Source organism: Paraglaciecola algarum (genome assembly GCF_021532655.1).
Classification (GTDB): Bacteria; Pseudomonadota; Gammaproteobacteria; order Enterobacterales; family Alteromonadaceae; genus Paraglaciecola; species Paraglaciecola algarum.
This window is the reverse complement of record NZ_JAKGAS010000015.1, coordinates 1-19,897: the sequence shown is the minus strand read 5'-3', so window position 1 is coordinate 19,897 and position 19,897 is coordinate 1. Positions and strand designations below refer to the sequence as shown.

Below are 19,897 nucleotides of genomic sequence, written 5' to 3'. Positions count from 1 at the left end.
AGTTTTGCGGTTGAATAAAATGCGGTTGAATAAAATGTGGTTGATTAAAAATAGGACAGCGTTTTGTTAAAACAACGAATCATCACCGCCGTTATCTTGGCTCCTTTGGCGCTAATGGCCATTCTATTCCTTCCTTTATTTAGTTTTCAGGTGGTGATTGCATTGGTTGTTGGCTTAGGTGCTTGGGAATGGTCAAGTATGTCGGGTATTACCCGTAAATTTACCAAAATTTCCTATGCAGTATTAGTCACAGTAACATGTTTAGTTTTAGCCTATATCTTACCCACAGATATGATTTGGTATCAGGGTAAATTGAATAGTGTTTACCATTACATTTTATCGTTAGCGTCACTTTGGTGGTTAATATCTTTAGCCATGATCATTGCTTACCCTAGATTCAGTTCAATCTGGTATTGCAGTAAACCCATTCGCGGCATTTTTGGCTTTTTTACCCTAATCCCTACTTGGGTAGCGGTTGTATCGTTACGCACTAGTTTGTACGACGTAGACCCTTTTTATGGTGCGTCATTAATTTTTTATGTATTAGGCATAGTGTGGGCGGCAGATATTGGCGCGTTTTTTGTTGGGGTTAAATTTGGCAAACATAAACTACGCCCAAAAGTTTCACCAGGTAAAACTTTAGAAGGATTAATGGGCGGCATTTTTGCTTCATCTTTGATCATTGCCTTCGCTGCGACCCACTATCAATTCGAAGCATCAAGAATATGGTTACATGTAGTAATTGGTGCATTAACCGTTGGCGTGTCAGCCTTAGGTGATTTAAACGAGAGCATGTTCAAACGCTGTGCGGGCATAAAAGACAGTGGCACTTTATTACCTGGGCATGGCGGCATTATGGACAGAATTGATAGTTTAACCGCTGCATTCCCTGTATTTGCATTTTGTTATGTCACTTGGATGGCCTAATGCCGGCAATTTTAGAATCACAAAACAAGGTTCAAAAAATCAGTATTTTGGGTGCTACAGGCTCTATTGGGCAAAGTACCATAGATGTGGTTAGTCGGCATTCAGGGCAATTTAAGGTGTTTGCCTTAACTGCTAATCGGAACCTTGAATTATTGTTAGCTCAGGCTAAAGCTTGCCAGCCAGAATATGTGGTTGTGGCAGATGAAACTTGTTATAAACAAGCCAAACAATTATTTTCCCAAGCCAATTTACACTGTGAAGTTTTAGTAGGGCAGGAGGGATTAATACAGGTTGCCAGTGCAACTGATGTTGATATTGTCATGGCTGCGATAGTCGGTGCCGCCGGCTTATTGCCCACATTGGCTGCGGCTAAATCAGGTAAAAAAGTATTATTAGCCAACAAAGAATCTTTGGTGATGTCTGGTGATTTGTTTATTCAAGCTGCAAATGACAATAACGCGCAACTGTTACCTATAGACAGCGAGCACAATGCGATTTTTCAGTGTTTGCCAGTAGATTATAAATACGGTGACTTAGCTAGTTCTGGTATCAGTAAAATATTATTGACCGGTTCAGGTGGTCCGTTTTTAAATACCCCCTTGACTGATTTATCCAGCGTCACGCCGGAACAAGCTTGCGCTCACCCTAACTGGGATATGGGCAAAAAAATCTCTGTAGACTCCGCTACTATGATGAATAAAGGCTTAGAATTTATTGAAGCAAGGTATTTATTTGGCCTAAAAGCACAAGATATTGAAGTGGTGTTACATCCACAAAGTATTATTCACTCTATGGTGCAATATGTAGATGGTTCAGTGATTGCGCAAATGGGTAATCCAGATATGCGTACCCCCATTGCACATGCTTTAGCTTACCCGGAACGTATTGAGTCAGGGGTTAAACCTTTAGATTTTAGTACGCTTGCTAACTTTAGTTTTTCTCAACCTGAGTCAGCACGTTTTCCTAATTTAGATTTAGCCATTCAAGCCAGTAAAGCTGGGCAATATGCCACCACAGTGTTAAATGCTGCGAATGAAATTTCTGTGCAAGCATTTTTACAAGGGCAGATTGGCTTTACTCAAATTGCTCAAGTGAATCAAGAATGTTTACAACAAACTTCTAGCCATGTTTTGGATAGTATTGATGCGGTTATAGCCAGTGACCAAGCTGCACGAGCTTGTACGCAAAATATTATTAAGGGTTTTAACTTTCAATCAATAAAGGATGCGAGTTAAATGTTTGAGTTTGTTTGGAGTGTCGCTTCTTTTGTCATTGCCTTAGGTATTTTAGTCGCGGTTCACGAGTGGGGACACTTTTGGGTGGCTCGGCGTTGTGGCGTTAAGGTGGAAAAGTTTTCCATTGGATTTGGTAAGGCGTTTTGGCGCAAAACAGATAAACATGGTACCGAGTTTGTATTAGCCGTTATTCCCCTTGGTGGTTATGTCAAAATGTTGGATGAGCGTGTAGAACAAGTTGCTGAAGAAGATTTGCCTCATGCGTTTAATCGTCAACATGTTTTAAAGAGAATAGCTATTATTGCAGCGGGGCCCTTAGTTAACTTCATTTTTGCGATTTTTGCCTTATTTGTTATGTATCTCATTGGTTTACAGACCATTAAGCCTGTTGTGGGTAATATTGAACCAGAGAGTATTTTAAGTGCCTCTTTAATACCCGCTAAAGCGACACTTGTGCAAGTTGGCGAGCGTAAAGTGACAGATTGGGAAGATGTTAATTATGAATTAATGTCGCATATTGGTAATGAGCAATTAACACTTAAATGGACTGAGAATAACCATCCGATTGTTAAGTCTGCCAAGGTTGATATTAGTCAGTGGAAATTTGATCCAGATAAAGAGTCGCCATTGTCTAGTTTAGGCCTAACCCCTTTTAGGCCAGAAGTGTCGAATACACTGGGATATGTGCAAGAAAACTCGGCTGCTGAAAAGATTGGTTTATTAGCGGATGATAAAATTTTGCGTATAGATGGAACTAGTATGCAAAATTGGGAACAAATAGTGAGTCATGTGGTGGCTAAACCCAATGAGTCTATTCAAATTGATGTGTTGAGAAATAATCAAAATGTTAGATTAGAGGGGCTAGTCGGTAGCAGGGAGCTAAGTAGTAAAGAGCAAGGAAGCGAAGTTAGTAGCCAAGCTGTAGTTGGTTATATGGGATTTACCCCAAGATATGAAGCTTGGCCTGAGGGAATGGTGTTTATTCATCAATATGGTTTGTCCCAAGCATTAGGAAAAGCGCTAGATAAAACTTGGCGTTTAATGACTTTGAGCATAGAAATGCTAGGAAAGTTATTAACTGGCGATGTATCGGTTAAAAACTTGAGTGGGCCCATTGCCATTGCGCAAGGTGCAGGCATGAGCGCAAGTTCTGGTTTAGTGTACTTTTTGAGCTTTCTCGCGCTAATTAGTGTTAATTTAGGCATAATTAACCTTTTACCCTTACCGGTACTTGATGGCGGGCACTTACTCTATTATTTTATAGAACTTTTGAGTGGCCGACCTGTCCCAGATTCAGTACAAGAAGTAGGTTTTAAAATTGGTGGCTTTGTGCTGCTACTGTTAATGAGTGTTGCAATTTTTAACGATATTGCGCGTTTATAGTTTTTATCGGTCGAAATGACCATTTACGTATTTTCGAATACGTTTAGGAAGAATACTAATCAATGAAGTTTAAACAGTTAGTTGTTGCCGGATTAATGTTATCCATTGCTAGCTTCGCAAAAGCAGCGCCCAATAGTGAGTTTGTGGTTAAAGACATTAAAATCGAAGGGTTACAAAGAGTCGCACTTGGCGCCGCATTAACCTATTTACCGGTTAATGTGGGTGATGAGATGAATAGTTTCCGTATCGCCCAGTTGATCCGGTCCATGTATTCTTCAACCCATTTTGAAAGTATTCAAATTTTACGTGATGGTAATGTACTTTTAGTGCGAGTCCAAGAACGTCCAACTATCAGCAATATTGAGTTTGAAGATAATGACGATATTAAAGATGAGCAGTTACAAGAAAGTTTAGATGGCAATAATATTGTGGTGGGTGAACCGCTAGATAAAACCATGCTGACCCAAGTTGAAAATGGTCTAAAGGACTTCTTTTACAGTATCGGTAAATACAACGCTGATGTAACCGCGATTGTCACACCTTTACCTCGAAATCGAGTGGATTTGAAATTATTATTTGAAGAAGGTGATGCAGCCAGTATTGAGCAAATTAATATCGTGGGTAACTCGATTTTTACCGATGAAGAATTATTAGAACAAGTTGAATTACAATTTGACACACCTTGGTGGGATTTTTTATCTGAAACTCGCTACCAGAAACAAACTTTAACTGGCGATATGGAAACTATTACTAGTTATTATAAAGATCGCGGTTATTTGCGTTTTAACATTGATTCCACTCAAGTATCAATGACGCCAGACAAAGAAGGGATTTACATTACTTTAAATGTAGACGAAGGTGAAAAATATAATATATCAGAGGTAGAGCTAATTGGTGACTTGTTAGGGTTTGAAGAATATTTAAAGTTAGTCTTACCAATCAGAGAAGGTCAATTATACAATCAAGCTCAAGTCACTTATACCGAAGAATATATTAGTAAATATCTAGGCAGATATGGTTATGCTTACCCCACTGTCACCACTATTCCCGATATTAATGAAGAAGATAAAACCGTTAAGTTGGTATTGTCTGTTGATCCAGGTAAACGTATTTACGTACGTAGAATTAATTTCGAAGGAAACGTCAGTACAGCTGACGAAGTATTAAGACAATCGGTCAATCAAATGGAAGGGTCTTGGTTATCTAACGACACTTTAGAAGTATCTAAAAACAGCTTATCTCGATTAACCTACATGGAAAAAGTAGATTTTGAAACTGTGCGTCTACCAGGTGAAGAAGATAAAGTTGATGTAAACTTTACTGTTAAAGAACAAGCTTCAGGTTCATTTAATGCCGGTATTGGTTACGGTGATAGAACCAAGCTCAGTTTGCAAGCGGGTATTCAACAAGATAACTTCTTAGGCACAGGTAAACGTGTGGCGTTTAATGTCAGTACTGTGTCATATCAAAAGAGTGTGCAATTGTCCTATACGGACCCATATTTTACCATTGATGGTATCAGTTTAGGTGGCTCAGTTTCTTATAGTGAATTTGATGGTAGCTCAGCTAATTTGATCCAATATAATAGTAAACAGTTCTCTGTAGGGACTAACATTGGCTATCCGATAGATCAGTACAATCGAATCAACTTTGGTTTAACCTACTCAAATGTTGAGTTGTTTCAGAACCAACCCTATGTACAGACCATAAGGTTTAATAATCAATTTATCGATCCAAATGATCCAGATGCTGCAATTAATTATTACAGCTTCTTAGCCTCAGTTGCTTGGTCTAGGTCTACCTTAAACCGTGGTGTGTTTCCTACTGCAGGTTCATCGCAAAGAGCATCGTTTGGTGTAACCACGCCTAATTCAGATGTTAACTATTTTAAATCTGAAATTGATGCTAAGTGGTATTTTCCACTATCGCGTAATCAACGTTGGTCATTCTTAGCCCGATTAAAAATGGGTTACGGTAATGGTTATGGTGATGTTGATGGGATAGATCAAATATTGCCATTTACTCAGCACTTTACCGCAGGTGGTGCCGATACCTTACGTGGTTTTGAAAATAATACAGTAGGCCCAAGAGGTGTTTATGTTAACCCTAATGCAGTCGTTACAGACCCATCAGGTAGGCCCATTTTAGGTAATCCTGAGAATGATAGTATTCAAATATCTAGACGCTCTTTAGGTGGTAACGCCATGTTATTAGGTGGAGTTGAACTCATAGTACCTACACCGTTCGTTGAGGTAGATTTTGATAACTCAGTAAGAACCAGTATGTTTATTGATGTGGGTAACGTATGGGATACAGAATTTGATTACGATAGGTATAAAGACTTAACTGTGACCCAACAATATGAAGATGATGCCTTGATTGACTACAGTGACCCATCTCTTTATAGAGCTTCTGGTGGTATTTCTGTACAATGGTTGTCACCTATGGGACCTATGGTATTTAGTTTCTCTAAAGTAATTCAGGAACGTCAAGGTGATGATACTAAGTTCTTCACCTTTAATATTGGTCAAACATTTTAATTTTTCGGCTGGTGTGCCAGCCCATAACAATAAAAAACAGGAGTTTCCTTTGAAACAATTTACTAAAAGTTTAATTACTGGCGCTTTGATGGCAAGTGCCATGGTGAGTGCGACAGTTCAAGCAGAACAAAAAATAGCTGCGGTTAACGTTCAAGGTATTTTCCAAGCTTTACCTCAAGCCGCTGCTATTCAGCAAACTATTGCTGCAGAGTTTAAAGATAAAACTGAAGAAGTCAGCAGATTAGAAAAAGACATCAAGTATTACCTTGAAAAAAATCAACGTGATGCTGCGACTATGAGCGATAAAGAAAAAGAAGAGTTGAAAGATAAGATCATTGCACTTAGAACTGATTACGAAGCTAAAGCGAAACCTTTACAACAAGAAATCCAAAAACGTGCTCAAGAAGAGCAAGGTAAATTGTTAGGTTTAATTAGACAAGGCATCGAAGCTGTTGCGGCTAAAGAAAAATATGACCTAGTGTTAAATGCAGAAGCCGTAACCTATATCAATCCAGAATACGACATTTCTAAAGCAGTGATTGAGCAAGTTAATAAAATCCAATAGCTTGGTTGGTAATCACTTAGCTGGCCTTAGTTCTAACTAGGGCCACACTCTCTAGTAGGAGACATTTTGAGTCATTCACTAAGTTTAGCGTCTTTAGCCTTGGCAATTGGTGCAGAATTACATTTGGCGGATGGTGATAGTCCAGATGCCCTTGTCCAAAGTATTGCTAGTTTAGCCAAAGCTAGTAATGGTCAGATTTCATTTTTATCTAATAGCAAGTATCGTAGCCAGCTTCTGGATACTCAAGCTCAGGCTGTTATTTTGCATCCTGATGAATTAGCACATTGCTCTAAAACAGCACTTGTTATGGCAAACCCTTACGTTGGATATGCCAAAGCCGCGCAACTATTAGATAATACCCCCGCAGCTTCCCATGAAATATCACCCCGAGCAGAGATCGCTAAAAGCGCGAGTCTTGGGCAAGGTGTGAAAATTGGTGCTTTTGCTGTAATTGAAAGTGATGTCATCCTTGGTGACAATGTACAAATTGGAGCCGGGTGCTTTATTGGTAAAGGTGCAAAAATTGGCGCAAATACTAAATTATGGGCCAATGTTAGTATTTATCATGATGTGATAATGGGCGAAGATTGTTTAATCCAAGCCAATACTGTGATTGGCAGTGATGGTTTTGGTTATGCTAATGATCAAGGCCAGTGGATTAAAATTCCCCAACTTGGCAGTGTCGAAATTGGCAATAGGGTTGAAATTGGTGCAAGCACCACTATTGATCGGGGTGCATTAGACAATACTATTTTAGCAGATGGGGTTATCATAGATAACCAGTGTCAAATTGCCCATAATGTCGAAATTGGTGAAAACACGGCTATGGCTGCGTGCTCAGTGGTAGCAGGTAGCACCACAATCGGTAAAAACTGTAGCATTGCCGGATTGGTTGGGATCAATGGTCATATCGCCATTTGTGATGGAGTGGTGATGACAGGTATGAGTATGATGACTAAAAACATTACTCAAGCTGGCGTGTATTCATCAGGTATGCCTGCCGAACCATACAAGCAATGGCGTAAAAACGTGATTGCGATGCGAAATATTACTAGCCTTAATCAGCGAGTGAAAACATTAGAAAAATCCCAAGACGAGTAGTAGGACTGCCGTTTTGTTAGTTTAGGAGTTACCCCTTGGCGAATAGCTTAAATCGTTTAGATGTAGAAGAAATCATGGAATTGTTGCCGCATAGATACCCATTTTTATTGGTTGATAGAGTGACAGACTACACCTTAAATGAGTCCATTGAAGCGTATAAAAACATTACCTTTAATGAACCTTGTTTTACTGGGCATTTCCCTGGAAAGCCCATTTTTCCTGGAGTCATGATCTTAGAAGCCCTAGCCCAAGTTGCTGGTGTCTTAGGTTTTAAAACCCAAGGTAATTCAGATGATCTATATCTTTATGCGGGTATAGATAAAGCCCGTTTTAAAATGCCAGTTGTGCCGGGTGATAGACTTGACATGAAAGTGACCTTAATTAAGGAAAAACGCGGAATATGGAAATTTCATGGTGTAGCCAGTGTGGATGGAAAGGAAGCTTGTGAAGCTGAATTTATGTGCGCTATGAGGAAATTGTAAAAGGTGATCCATTCAACTGCAATAATTCATTCATCGGTAAAACTTGGTGAAAATGTCTCTATTGGACCTTTCTGCGTAATTGATGCTGATGTATCAATTGGCGATAACTGTGTGTTTGAGTCTCACGTTGTCGTGAAAGGTAAAACGACTATTGGTAAAAATAACCATTTTTACCAATTTGGTTCTATTGGAGAAGATTGCCAGGATAAAAAATATGCCGGCGAACCGACTGAATTAGTGATAGGTGACAATAACATATTTCGTGAAGGTGTTACTGTGCATAGGGGTACAGTGCAAGATCAATGTGTGACTAGCATAGGGTCAAATAATTTAATCATGACCTATGTGCACATAGCCCATGATTGTGTCATCGGTAACAATAGTATTTTAGCCACTCATGCAACCTTGGCCGGACATGTGCACGTTGGTGATTGGGTGATAATGGGCGGCATGACTGCGGCTCATCAATTTTGTCATATCGGCTCCCACAGTTTTATAGCCGGAGGGGTGATTGCGTTTAGAGATGTCCCTCCTTTTGTGATGTTAGGAGATGATTCCACACCTAAAGGCATAAACTCTGAAGGATTACGCCGCAGAGGTTTTGACCCAGAAGCTATCTTACAAATTAAGCGAGCTTATAAAATTTTGTATCGTAGCGGTAATCGAGCAGAAGAAGCTGTCGAGAAGTTATTAGAAATGGAAGGCGCATCGGACGAAATCAAGATGATGGCCGATTTTGTTAAAAACTCTTCTAGAGGAATTGTACGCTAAACCATGAGCGACAAAGCACTCAAAATAGGTATTGTTGCCGGCGAAGCGTCGGGCGATATTTTAGCCGCTGGGCTGATTAAACAACTCAAAAAACAATTCCCCAATGCTAGTTTCGAAGGCATAGCTGGGCCTAAGATGCAAAATCAAGGCTGTCACTCTTTGTTTGAAATGGAAGAGTTGTCTGTGATGGGCTTAGTTGAAGTGTTGTCACGAATTCGCCGCTTAATGTTTGTACGCAAAACCTTGACTCAACATTTTTTGACGAATCCGCCCGATGTATTTATTGGTGTGGATGCGCCCGATTTTAATTTGAGTTTAGAAGCCAAATTAAAGAAACGCGGGATTAAAACCGTACAATATGTCAGCCCAACGGTTTGGGCGTGGCGTGAAAAACGTATATTTAAAATCGCTAAAGCCACTAACCTAGTGTTAAGTATTTTCCCTTTTGAAAAAAAGGTCTATGACAAACATCAAATTCCTTGTGATTTTGTAGGCCACACTATGGCTGATGATATCGATATCAAACCAGATATGGTAGCTGCTCGTGTTGCACTCAATCTGAAACAAAACGATGTAGTATTGGCAGTGCTGCCGGGGAGCCGTAAACGAGAAGTGGATACACTATTAGATGTGTTCATCCAATCAAGCCTTAAAATTAGGCAAGATATACCTGATTTAAAAGTCTTGATCCCTGTGGTTAATCGTCAGCGTAAACAACAAGTGGACGAGTATCTGCAAACACATTTGCCAGAATTGGATTGCCGAGTGGTAATTGGTCACGCTAGAGAAGTCATGATAGCCTCAGATGCGGTATTGCTAGCCTCTGGCACTGCCACCCTTGAAGCTATGTTATGTAAAAAAAACATGGTGACGGCGTATCAATTAAGTCCAATCACATATCAATTAATGCGTTGGTTATACAAGGCTAAATATTTTGCTTTACCAAATGTACTGGCCGATGAAAAATTGATCCCTGAATTATTGCAAGAAGAGGTTAACGTCGAGAATATAGTCGATTTGTTGTTACCTATGTTGGCAGACAAAAATAGTGCTCAACAACAACAACTAGTGAGCAAATTTGAGGGACTACATCAGTCACTTAAACAAGATGCTGACGTACAAGCGGCTAAAGCTGTGGCTAATTTAATAGCGTCAGGCTGCCTAGTGAAATAGTTAAAAAAATCACTAGATAACAAATGATCAAACATAATCAATGACTGAACATAATTAATGAATAAAAGTAATGAGTAGAATTCTAGCTGGTGTTGACGAAGTGGGTCGTGGACCTTTGGTTGGCGATGTTGTCACAGCTGCGGTTATTTTAGATCCCAATTATCCCATCGCCGGTTTAGCTGACTCCAAAAAGATCTCCGAAAAAAAACGCAATCTGTTAGCCGAAGAAATCAAACAACATGCCTTAGCTTGGTCAATCGGTAGGGCAAGTCCGCAAGAAATTGATCAACTGAATATTCTTCACGCCACTATGTTGGCTATGACGCGTGCGGTAGAAGGTTTATCCATTCAACCTGATCATGTTCAAGTGGATGGTAATCGTTGTCCTGATTGGAGTTACTCATGTGAAGCGATAGTCAAAGGAGATGGCTTAATTGCTGAAATCTCCGCTGCCTCTATTATTGCTAAAGTCACCAGAGATGATGAAATGGCTGAGCTAGACAAACGTCACCCTGAATATGGCTTTGCCCAACATAAAGGTTATCCCACTAAACTACATATGGCTAAACTCGCCGAGTTAGGGCCGCTAGCTGAATATCGCATGAGTTTTAAACCTGTACAAAAGTCCTTAAGTTTGCGTGGTGGACAATTGGCTGGTGAGCAATGACCGAAGTTCAAGCTCTAAACCAAACCCAAGCAGAAGTTCAAACTAAACCAGCAGAGTTTATCCATCTGCGTGTGCACAGTGATTTTTCTATGCTCGATGGCCTCAATAAAGTGAAGCCTATTATCAGTAAAGTAAAAGAGCTAAATATGCCGGCTGTGGCCATAACCGACCAAATGAACATGTGTGGTCTGGTTAAATATTATAGCCAAGCTCATGCTAATGGCATTAAACCTTTAATTGGAGCAGATTTTTGGGTACAAAGTGAACAACTAGCAGGTAGCTTATTTCGTCTCACATTGTTAGCCATGAATAATCAAGGTTATAAAAATATTACCTTATTGATCTCTAAAGCCTATGAGCGCGGCAGTATTCAAGATAGAGCTGTGATAGATCGAGATTGGTTAGCCGAGTTTAAAGAAGGTGTGCTCATTATTTCTGGTGGCTTTGCTGGAGATTTAGGGCAAGTATTGACCAAAGGCAATCTTGAGGTTGCCAAAGATATTACCGCTTTTTATCAAGAGCATTTCCCAGATTGTTTTTATCTTGAATTAACTCGCACAGGTCGTTTAGGTGAAGAAAATTATATTCATCGCGCGGTAGAATGGGCGCAGCAAAATGACTTACCAGTGGTGGCAACTAATGAGGTTTGTTTTGTTGACCAAGAGGGATTCGACGCCCATGAAATACGAGTGGCTATTCATGATGGATTTACCCTAAATGATCCCCGTCGGCCAAAGAAATATAGCGATCAACAATACTTGCGAACCGCTGAAGAAATGGCTGATTTGTTTCAAGATATTCCCGAAGCGATTCAAAATACCGTAGAAATAGCCAAACGCTGTAATGTCACCGTCCAGTTAGGCACCTACTTTTTACCTGACTTTCCTACAGAAGGTATGGATATTAAAGACTTTTTAGTCAAGGTATCCAGAGAAGGCTTAGAACGTCGCTTAGCATTTTTATTCCCCGATGAAGACGTGCGCAAAGAGAAACGTCCAGAATATGACGAGCGTCTTGAAATCGAGTTAGGTGTCATCAACCAAATGGGATTTCCTGGTTACTTCTTGATCGTAATGGAGTTTATTCAATGGAGTAAAGATAACAATATTCCAGTGGGCCCTGGGCGAGGGTCTGGTGCCGGCTCTTTAGTGGCTTATGCGCTAGACATTACCGATCTTGATCCGCTGGAATATGATCTACTATTCGAACGCTTTTTGAACCCAGAACGGGTATCCATGCCTGATTTCGATGTTGATTTTTGTATGGATAGACGTGATGAAGTGATCGATCACGTGGCTGAAATGTACGGCCGCGACGCTGTGTCTCAAATTATCACTTTTGGAACTATGGCCGCTAAAGCAGTGGTGCGCGATGTAGGACGAGTTTTAGGCCACCCCTACGGTTTTGTCGATAATATATCTAAGTTGATCCCGCCCACACCGGGCATGACACTCGAAAAAGCATTTGTAGAAGAGCCTAGGTTACCTGAGTTATACGCCCAAGATGAAGATGTAAAAGATCTGATTGATATGTGTCGTATTCTAGAAGGCGTGACTCGAAATGCCGGTAAACATGCCGGTGGTGTAGTGATTTCTCCCACCACTATTACAGATTTTGCGCCACTTTATTGTGACGATGAAGGTAAAAACCCAGTTACTCAATTTGATAAAAATGATGTTGAAACGGCAGGTTTAGTTAAATTCGATTTCTTGGGATTGCGTACTTTAACGATCATTCAATGGGCCATTGATATGATCAAAAAGGGTAAAGGCAAAGACATTGATATTGCTGCCATTTCTTTAACTGACCCCAAATGTTTTAAGGTTTTACAAAATTCAGAAACCACAGCGGTATTCCAATTGGAATCCCGTGGTATGAAGGAGTTAATTAGCCGCCTTAAACCTGACACCTTTGAAGATATCATCGCTCTCGTTGCTCTATTTCGACCAGGGCCTTTGCAGTCAGGCATGGTTGATAACTTTATCGACCGTAAACACGGACGTGAAGCTATTTCTTATCCAGATGCTGAATACCAGCACGAATGTTTACAAACCATACTTGAGCCCACCTACGGCATTATTTTGTATCAAGAGCAGGTCATGCAAATCGCCCAGGAAATGTCAGGGTATAGCCTAGGTGGCGCAGACATGCTGCGCCGAGCTATGGGTAAGAAAAAGCCTGAGGAGATGGAAAAGCAGCGAGGTGCATTTGAAAGTGGTGCAAAAGATAATGGTATAGATCCTGATCTAGCTATAAAAATCTTTGACCTAGTAGAAAAATTTGCAGGTTACGGTTTTAACAAATCTCACTCGGCGGCCTATGCCTTAGTATCCTATCAGACCTTATGGCTAAAAACCCATTACCCAGCTGAGTTTATGGCGGCGGTTATGTCTGCTGATATGGACAATACCGACAAAATAGTGACCCTAGTCGACGAATGTAGTCGAATGAATATTACGATTTTGCCGCCCGATGTAAACGCAGGTAGCCATAAATTTACCGTAGATGAGCAAGAGCGCATCGTTTACGGGATAGGGGCAATTAAAGGGGTAGGTGAAGGACCCATCGAAGCCATTATTGAAGCACGTGAAAAGCACGGAAAATTCACCGACCTATTTGATTTTTGTGCCAAAGTTGACATTAAACGGATCAATAAAAGAGTGTTAGAAAAGTTAGTGTTAGCTGGTGCCTTAGATTCTTTAGGTCCCCATAGGGCTTCTATTCAAGCATCTTTGCCCGATGCCATTCATGCTGCTAATCAACATGCTAAAGCTGAATCTGTAGGCCAATCAGATATGTTTGGCTTATTAAATACAGAGCCTGAGCAAGTGCAACAAGCCTTTGCGAATGTGAACCCTTGGCCAGAAAAAGTCTGGTTAGATGGCGAAAAGCTTACCTTAGGCTTGTATTTGACCGGCCATCCGATCAATCAATATCTAAATGAAATAAAGCAATATACCCAATGTCGATTAGCTGACTTACAACCAACCAACCGCGACCAAGTGGCGTTTGCTGTTGGTTTAGTGATTGGCAAAAGGATCATGGTGAGTAAACGTGGTAAGCGTTGGGCTTTGGTGACCTTAGATGATAAAAGTGCCAGGATCGACGTACGTTTTTCACCAGAAATGTTAGAACAATATGAAGAGTTGCTCGAAGAGGATAAAATACTGCTGATTAGTGGACAGGTCAGACTTGATGATTTCTCAGGTGGCAATACAATGTCGGCTCGTGATGCTATGGATATTATCCAAGCAAGAGAAAAAAATGCTAAGTGGTTACAAATACATCTAGAATCAAGCTGGTGTAATTCTGCTACAATCGATAAACTACAGGCAATTTTAGAGCCTCACCAAGGTGGCAGCTGCCCCGTCCAGATACATTATGTACATCCGGATGCAAAAGCCGACTTAACATTGGGCGCGCAGTGGTATGTTACCCCTGAAGATGAGCTGTTGTATGAACTACAACAGTTATTGGGTAAACCACAGGTTAATTTAGAATTTCATTAGTTCAGCTCTATAAAACGGCAAGCTAGTGAAAGCAAAAACAAAAATATAATTAGGTGTTAAATGAGCGTAAATTTCTTAGAATTCGAAAAACCCATCGCAGAATTAGAAGCGAAGATTGAAGAGTTAAGACTAGTCAATCAAGGGGGCGAGTTTGACGTAAGTATTGAAGAAGAAATTACTAAACTTCGCGAGAAAAGTGCAGAGTTAAGTAAAAAAATATTTGCTAATTTGGGTGCGTGGCAAGTTTCACAATTAGCCCGTCACCCTATGCGACCTTATACATATGATTATATCGAACGTATTTGTACTGATTTTGATGAATTAGCCGGTGATCGTGCTTATGCCGACGATAAAGCTATAGTAGGTGGTTTAGCTAAAATTGATGGGCAGGCAGTGATGATCATAGGTCATCAAAAAGGCCGTGACACCAAAGAAAAAATCAAACGTAACTTTGGCATGCCTAAACCTGAAGGCTACCGTAAAGCCTTACGTTTAATGGAAATGGCTGAACGTTTTAACTTACCTATAATTACCTTTATTGATACTCCTGGGGCTTATCCTGGCGTAGGTGCCGAAGAGCGTGGACAAAGTGAAGCCATTGCTAAAAACTTAAAAGTGATGGCTGGACTTAAGGTACCAATCATTTGTACGGTTATTGGTGAAGGTGGTTCTGGTGGAGCATTAGCTATAGGTGTGGGTGATAGAGTGAACATGTTGCAATACAGTACTTACTCAGTTATTTCACCGGAAGGTTGTGCGTCTATTTTGTGGAAAAGTGCTGAAAAAGCGCCATTAGCTGCAGAAGCTATGGGGGTAAGTGCGCCACAAATTAAAGAATTAGATTTAATTAATACTATAGTTGATGAGCCTCTAGGTGGTGCGCATAGAGATCACGACAGCATGGCGGCTAATTTAAAAGCCACCCTAAAACAACAGTTATCGCAGTTAGCTAGTTTGTCTAAAGAAGAGCTATTAGATCAGAGATATGAGCGTTTAATGTCTTTTGGCTATTGTTAAAAGTAGATATTGTTAAAAATAAATATTAAAGATAAATAAAGCCATCTGTTGCATAAACAGGTGGCTTTTTGTTTACTAGCAAGATGAAAATATTCAACACACTCGAAACCTATATCAAGTCAAAATCACAACCACATACTCGTGACATAGTAGTGGCCTTTAGTGGTGGCGTAGACTCTCATGTGTTGTTGCATGCTTTGAGTAACTTGCGAATTGAGTTTGGTTTTAACTTACACGCTATTCATATCCATCATGGCTTAAGTCAATACGCTGATGTATGGCAAAGTCATTGCAAACAAGTGTGTGAAGTACTCAATGTAGAATTTCAAACCGCTAAAGTTGAATTACAAAATTCATCTCGTACCAGTCTTGAGGCTTTAGCTAGAGACGCACGATATAAAAAAATAGCTGAACTTGTGCCGGAACATTCGCATGTATTCTTAGGCCAACATCAAGACGACCAACTCGAAACCTTTTTATTGCAGTTAAAACGTGGAGCTGGGCCCAAAGGTTTATCAGCTATGAATCAAACATGGCAAGCTCATGACCTAACCGGTAAAGCTGTCACATTCCATAGACCCTTATTAACCGTTTCTCAGCAAGATATCTTAGCTTATGCTCAGCAGCATCAACTTAATTGGTGTGAAGACGAATCTAATCAAAACACAGATTTTGAGCGTAATTTCTTGCGTCATGAGGTACTGCCGGTTTTACAAAATCGCTGGCCAGAGTTGGCTAAGTCAGTGTCTCGTAGTGCGTCCTTGTGCGCGCAACAACAAGACATGTTAGACGAAGTCTGTGCTGAAAAGCTCTCTAGACTGGAAAATGAAGATAAGAGTCTAGATATAGCTGGTTTATTAGAACTGTCTGTAACCTGGATCAATCAAGTGGTGCGTTTTTGGCTAGCACAGCAAGGTATTCAGAGTCCTTCTTTAGCCGTACTTGAGCGCTTATTGCCAGACGTTTTAAAAGCCGCTGACGATGCAAACCCTATTTTACAATGGCAAACTTGGCAATTTAGGCGCTTTAATCAACAACTTTATGTAATTAAGGTTCAAGATAAAGTTGAACCCACTAGCTTTCAATGGACAGGACAAGAGCAAGTTGTATTACCTCAAAATGTAGGTGCTTTACAGTTTGAGTCACAGGGAGTATCTATTGATAATGGAATTAGGTTTAATCTAGCTGTTGGCGACATCTTAATTGAATTAGCCCGTTACGGTAAGCGCTTTAAGCCAGTAGATGCCCCTCACAGTAAGCCGCTGAAACAATGGTTTAAGGTATGGCAAGTTCCACCATGGAAACGTGACAGAGTTATTCAGCTGGTGCAAAACGATAGAATTATTGGTTTGTTTATTGATGGTAAATGGATAGTCTCCAGTGAATTGTCTGAAACTACAGAAAGAAGGATGACTGTGAGTTATTTACCGTAAACTGGTGGTTTTTAAAGCATTCACTTCGTTCACATTATGCTTCGCACTAAGGCTATTCACTTCGTTCACCGTCATCCTGACGTTTTTGATACGGCGTCCATGCCGCACCAATTACTTCTTTTCAAACGACAAAATAAGTAACCAAGAAAGTCTCTGCTCCGGACAAATTTACTTCGGGCTGTCCATGCCCTGCGTGAACCAGCTAAAGCTGTTCAAAAATTTTCCAGAAACTTTTGTCTAATTCATCAAATAATTGGCTTTTATGTCGAACCAGCACAAATTCATAGGGAATGAATTTGAACAACCGCAGGTTGGCCCATAGGGTGAAATATAGGGATGTATTTCATAATAAGCCGCTCCCAGCTATAAAAGATTGCCTTGGTCAGACATCCATGTCTTCCCATCTGACAAGCCAATGATTAAATGGGGAATTTGTAGTCGCGGATAAATTAAAAGCATGGCTGCGCCATAAAAAAAAACTGGAGGAATAGCCCCCATCATTCCGGTAGTTTTTTAAGCCGGTACCGGTTTGTTCTAATTTTAAATTCTAATCACCCAAATTAACAGAAGTGCTTTCCTTGATAGGAAAGAAAACTAACCTAACCTATACAAAGATATAGGGAATATGCTAAAAATGATTGATATAGATATGCGGCAAAAACCAACTGTTTTTTTGTCCTTTTACTTGATCGGTTTGCTATAAGTACCTTACGTTGAAAGGTGTTTTATTAATTTATCCTTACGCATAAACCAAATAATTCCAGATAAAAATAGCAGTGTTGATAACATTTGAAAACTCGAACTGCCTCCTGTTTTATTACTCAAGTGAATAGACGCTGGGATTAGCAAACCGAAAGTAAATACTAAGTTCAAAATGTTTGAGTTACTTTTCCATGACCACGGCAATAGTGCTCCCCAGAATACGCCTAGCCCAATACCAACACTAATTGCAATATAATCTACAGAGTAAAACACTAAATTTATGATAAAAGTTATCAAACCAATTAAAACCAGTACGTATGAATGCTGGATAAACTTTATATTGTGATTTACTAAGTTTGATGGCACTACATTATCTCCTGGTACTTATAACGCTTTGTCCTCGCCGCGTTTTTTGCGGCGAATTTAGGCAACTTGTTATGTGATATTTAAAAACTTCCTAGATTAATTACAACAAAAACAGCTAGCATTATTATTCCTAAGATGAAGGAGCCTCCTCCGAATACAGCCGCAACCATAAACGGGCTCTTAACTCTCTCATCTCTTAAACCATCTTCCGCTAGAACTTTTGGAATTAGGATCAAAACGACTACGGAAAGTAAAACTGCAATCAGCAAAAAAATAATTGCGCCAACTGCGAATAATTTAGACCATCCTGTATCAGGAATATCTCTCAAGAAGGTGGCTAAAAGAACTATTGAGCCAGTACACAAAGTAGTTAAATGTTTAAATGCGTCAAATAACAGCTTTACAGCATCTTTTCTTTCTTCAGATAGGAATTTACTCACTAATCCTCCATGACACATTACGCCCCACTCACCGGAACTTTAAGCGAAGCGAGTAAAATTTCCGAGTGCAGTGGCTTGTTATACCCATTGCTATTGAATAATGTCCAAAACTCTAAATGTTTCAATGGTTAGTTCTTTACGAAACCCTAAATCCGACTTTTTGTTTATTTCAATGTGATTGGCAAAAAACCATGTTTTATTGCTAGTGACTAAATAGCCTACATACCATCCATCTTTCCCAGACCATCCAGTTTTTGACCAAATTTTGTAGTGTTTCTGATTATCTGTCAGCATTATATTTTTTAGTGTTCTAATATGCTCTTTTTGCACAGGTAACTCTTCAGCCTGTACTTTGCGTAAAAAATTAATTTGATCTTTAACCGAAATTCTTAGTTCACCATCTAACCAAAAACGAGTTACATCATCACCAGTTAATATGTTTCCATAATTGAACTTACGTAAATAGGTATGATATTTTCCATCACCTATTAGCTTTGCGTAACGTTGGTAACACCACACACACGAATATTGAAATGCACTCTTAAGTGTTTGATCTTTATTCCATGGTGCATATTCTCTCTCTTTACCATCCCATTTAATGACCTCAAATTGATCTTTAATCAAACCTTCTTCCAATATGATAAGTGTATTGGGGATTTTGAAGGTAGAAGCAGGTATGAAGCTTTCTTTATCATTAATATTGTATTGATACTTAACTTTACTATCGATTGATTCAATGAGTATCGAGCCATTAATATTATTAGCCTTATAAAGGCTTTCTATCTCATCATCTACAGCATATATGCTGGTTGAGAAAGCCCACATAACAAGTAGTACCAAATACTTCATATCTATCCCGATCTTAATGTGTGTGTCCTAACGCTTTGAATATGGGGATTTTAAGCGCGTTTTGGCCGTAGGCCAGCAAGTAAAATTCCCAGTGAGTTTACGAACAACATTATTCACTTGTTATATACGACCTGCTTTGAGTGCTTGTCTAATACAATACTTGGCAACTAATTTATGAAAAGGCTTTATAAAAGCCATATATACTTTACCTGTTTTAGTTTTTAAATTAACTAAGGTAGAAACAGAAAACTCTTGTTCTGATAATTTTAAAACAGATAGCCACATATCCATATTAGGCTCATACGCACCACAAATAACTTCCGTAGTTTCTACTGACTCGATTACAAGGAAGCCAGCTTTCTTACCTGCCTGAATATCATCTAGTGGCAGACTCATTTCAGTATTACTAGCCGAGAAACCAAAGTGTTTCACTATGGAATTACGTAATGATAAAGCGAGTTGCACGGGTTTGGGTAAAAAACCAAATATACTGTGATATACATTTTTAGCTTCAAGATTAGTTTTATTAACACGAACTTTAAATGAATCTCGGTAATAAGAATTGACCTCTTTACCGTTGATTTTTGTTTCTAATGGAAACTCCATTTCCGAAACCATGTACAACCTCCTTGGAGCATATAACATCTTAGTATTTTAACCTCGTGTAGTTCAATGACGGTTAAATACCTTGTTGGACGGTGGGGTTATTCCCGCGTCCGTTAAATTGGTATCATTGA

The 19,897-nt window shown here is 39.6% G+C and carries 16 protein-coding genes; 13 read left to right on the top strand and 3 right to left on the bottom strand.

The window, feature by feature from the left end; all coding sequences use genetic code 11:
• Positions 1-63: 63 nt before the first annotated feature.
• The 13 genes from L0668_RS18735 to tilS all read left to right on the top strand — a co-directional run bounded on the left by L0668_RS18735 (position 64) and on the right by tilS (position 16,803).
• A complete protein-coding gene (locus L0668_RS18735; RefSeq protein WP_235314256.1) occupies positions 64-927 on the top strand; it encodes a phosphatidate cytidylyltransferase in 864 nt (287 codons plus the stop codon).
• A complete protein-coding gene (gene ispC, locus L0668_RS18730; protein ID WP_235314255.1) occupies positions 927-2,162 on the top strand; it encodes a 1-deoxy-D-xylulose-5-phosphate reductoisomerase in 1,236 nt (411 codons plus the stop codon). Before L0668_RS18735 ends, ispC begins: the two co-directional genes overlap by 1 nt.
• The gene (rseP, locus tag L0668_RS18725) at positions 2,163-3,545 is read left to right on the top strand and encodes a sigma E protease regulator RseP (protein WP_235314254.1); all 1,383 of its coding nucleotides are present in this window, start codon (positions 2,163-2,165) and stop codon (positions 3,543-3,545) included.
• A gap of 62 nt (positions 3,546-3,607) precedes the next feature.
• Complete coding sequence (bamA, locus tag L0668_RS18720) at positions 3,608-6,085, top strand: outer membrane protein assembly factor BamA (RefSeq protein ID WP_235314253.1); 2,478 nt, start codon at positions 3,608-3,610, stop codon at positions 6,083-6,085.
• 49 nt (positions 6,086-6,134) lie between these two features.
• Positions 6,135-6,650, top strand: coding sequence for an OmpH/Skp family outer membrane protein (locus tag L0668_RS18715; protein WP_235314252.1), 516 nt, complete (start codon positions 6,135-6,137; stop codon positions 6,648-6,650).
• A gap of 66 nt (positions 6,651-6,716) precedes the next feature.
• Positions 6,717-7,751: a UDP-3-O-(3-hydroxymyristoyl)glucosamine N-acyltransferase gene (gene lpxD / locus L0668_RS18710; protein WP_235314251.1), complete on the top strand. Its 1,035-nt coding sequence runs from the start codon at positions 6,717-6,719 to the stop codon at positions 7,749-7,751.
• A 35-nt stretch (positions 7,752-7,786) separates the two neighbouring features.
• Entirely contained in the window at positions 7,787-8,233 is a 447-nt protein-coding gene (fabZ, locus tag L0668_RS18705; protein WP_235314250.1) for a 3-hydroxyacyl-ACP dehydratase FabZ, read from the top strand.
• 3 nt (positions 8,234-8,236) lie between these two features.
• Positions 8,237-9,004 carry an acyl-ACP--UDP-N-acetylglucosamine O-acyltransferase gene (gene lpxA / locus L0668_RS18700; protein ID WP_235314249.1) on the top strand — a complete coding sequence of 256 codons (768 nt, stop codon included), beginning with the start codon at positions 8,237-8,239 and terminating at the stop codon, positions 9,002-9,004.
• A 3-nt stretch (positions 9,005-9,007) separates the two neighbouring features.
• On the top strand, positions 9,008-10,177 hold the full coding sequence (gene lpxB / locus L0668_RS18695; protein ID WP_235314248.1) for a lipid-A-disaccharide synthase: 1,170 nt from the start codon (positions 9,008-9,010) through the stop codon (positions 10,175-10,177).
• A gap of 70 nt (positions 10,178-10,247) precedes the next feature.
• Entirely contained in the window at positions 10,248-10,844 is a 597-nt protein-coding gene (gene rnhB, locus L0668_RS18690; protein WP_235314247.1) for a ribonuclease HII, read from the top strand.
• 89 nt (positions 10,845-10,933) lie between these two features.
• On the top strand, positions 10,934-14,353 hold the full coding sequence (gene dnaE, locus L0668_RS18685) for a DNA polymerase III subunit alpha (RefSeq protein WP_235314322.1): 3,420 nt from the start codon (positions 10,934-10,936) through the stop codon (positions 14,351-14,353).
• Positions 14,354-14,413: 60 nt separating this feature from the next.
• Positions 14,414-15,370 (top strand): acetyl-CoA carboxylase carboxyl transferase subunit alpha, encoded by a 957-nt coding sequence (accA, locus tag L0668_RS18680; RefSeq protein ID WP_235314246.1) that lies wholly within the window; start codon positions 14,414-14,416, stop codon positions 15,368-15,370.
• A gap of 68 nt (positions 15,371-15,438) precedes the next feature.
• Complete coding sequence (gene tilS / locus L0668_RS18675; RefSeq protein ID WP_235314245.1) at positions 15,439-16,803, top strand: tRNA lysidine(34) synthetase TilS; 1,365 nt, start codon at positions 15,439-15,441, stop codon at positions 16,801-16,803.
• A gap of 1,148 nt (positions 16,804-17,951) precedes the next feature.
• Here the strand turns inward: tilS and L0668_RS18670 are convergent.
• The 3 genes from L0668_RS18670 to L0668_RS18660 all read right to left on the bottom strand — a co-directional run bounded on the left by L0668_RS18670 (position 17,952) and on the right by L0668_RS18660 (position 19,778).
• Entirely contained in the window at positions 17,952-18,311 is a 360-nt protein-coding gene (locus L0668_RS18670; RefSeq protein ID WP_235314244.1) for a hypothetical protein, read from the bottom strand.
• Positions 18,312-18,401: 90 nt separating this feature from the next.
• Positions 18,402-19,160: a penicillin-binding transpeptidase domain-containing protein gene (locus L0668_RS18665; RefSeq protein ID WP_235314243.1), complete on the bottom strand. Its 759-nt coding sequence runs from the start codon at positions 19,158-19,160 to the stop codon at positions 18,402-18,404.
• Positions 19,161-19,280: 120 nt separating this feature from the next.
• Entirely contained in the window at positions 19,281-19,778 is a 498-nt protein-coding gene (locus L0668_RS18660; protein WP_235314242.1) for a DUF2867 domain-containing protein, read from the bottom strand.
• Between the last annotated feature and the right edge of the window lie 119 nt (positions 19,779-19,897).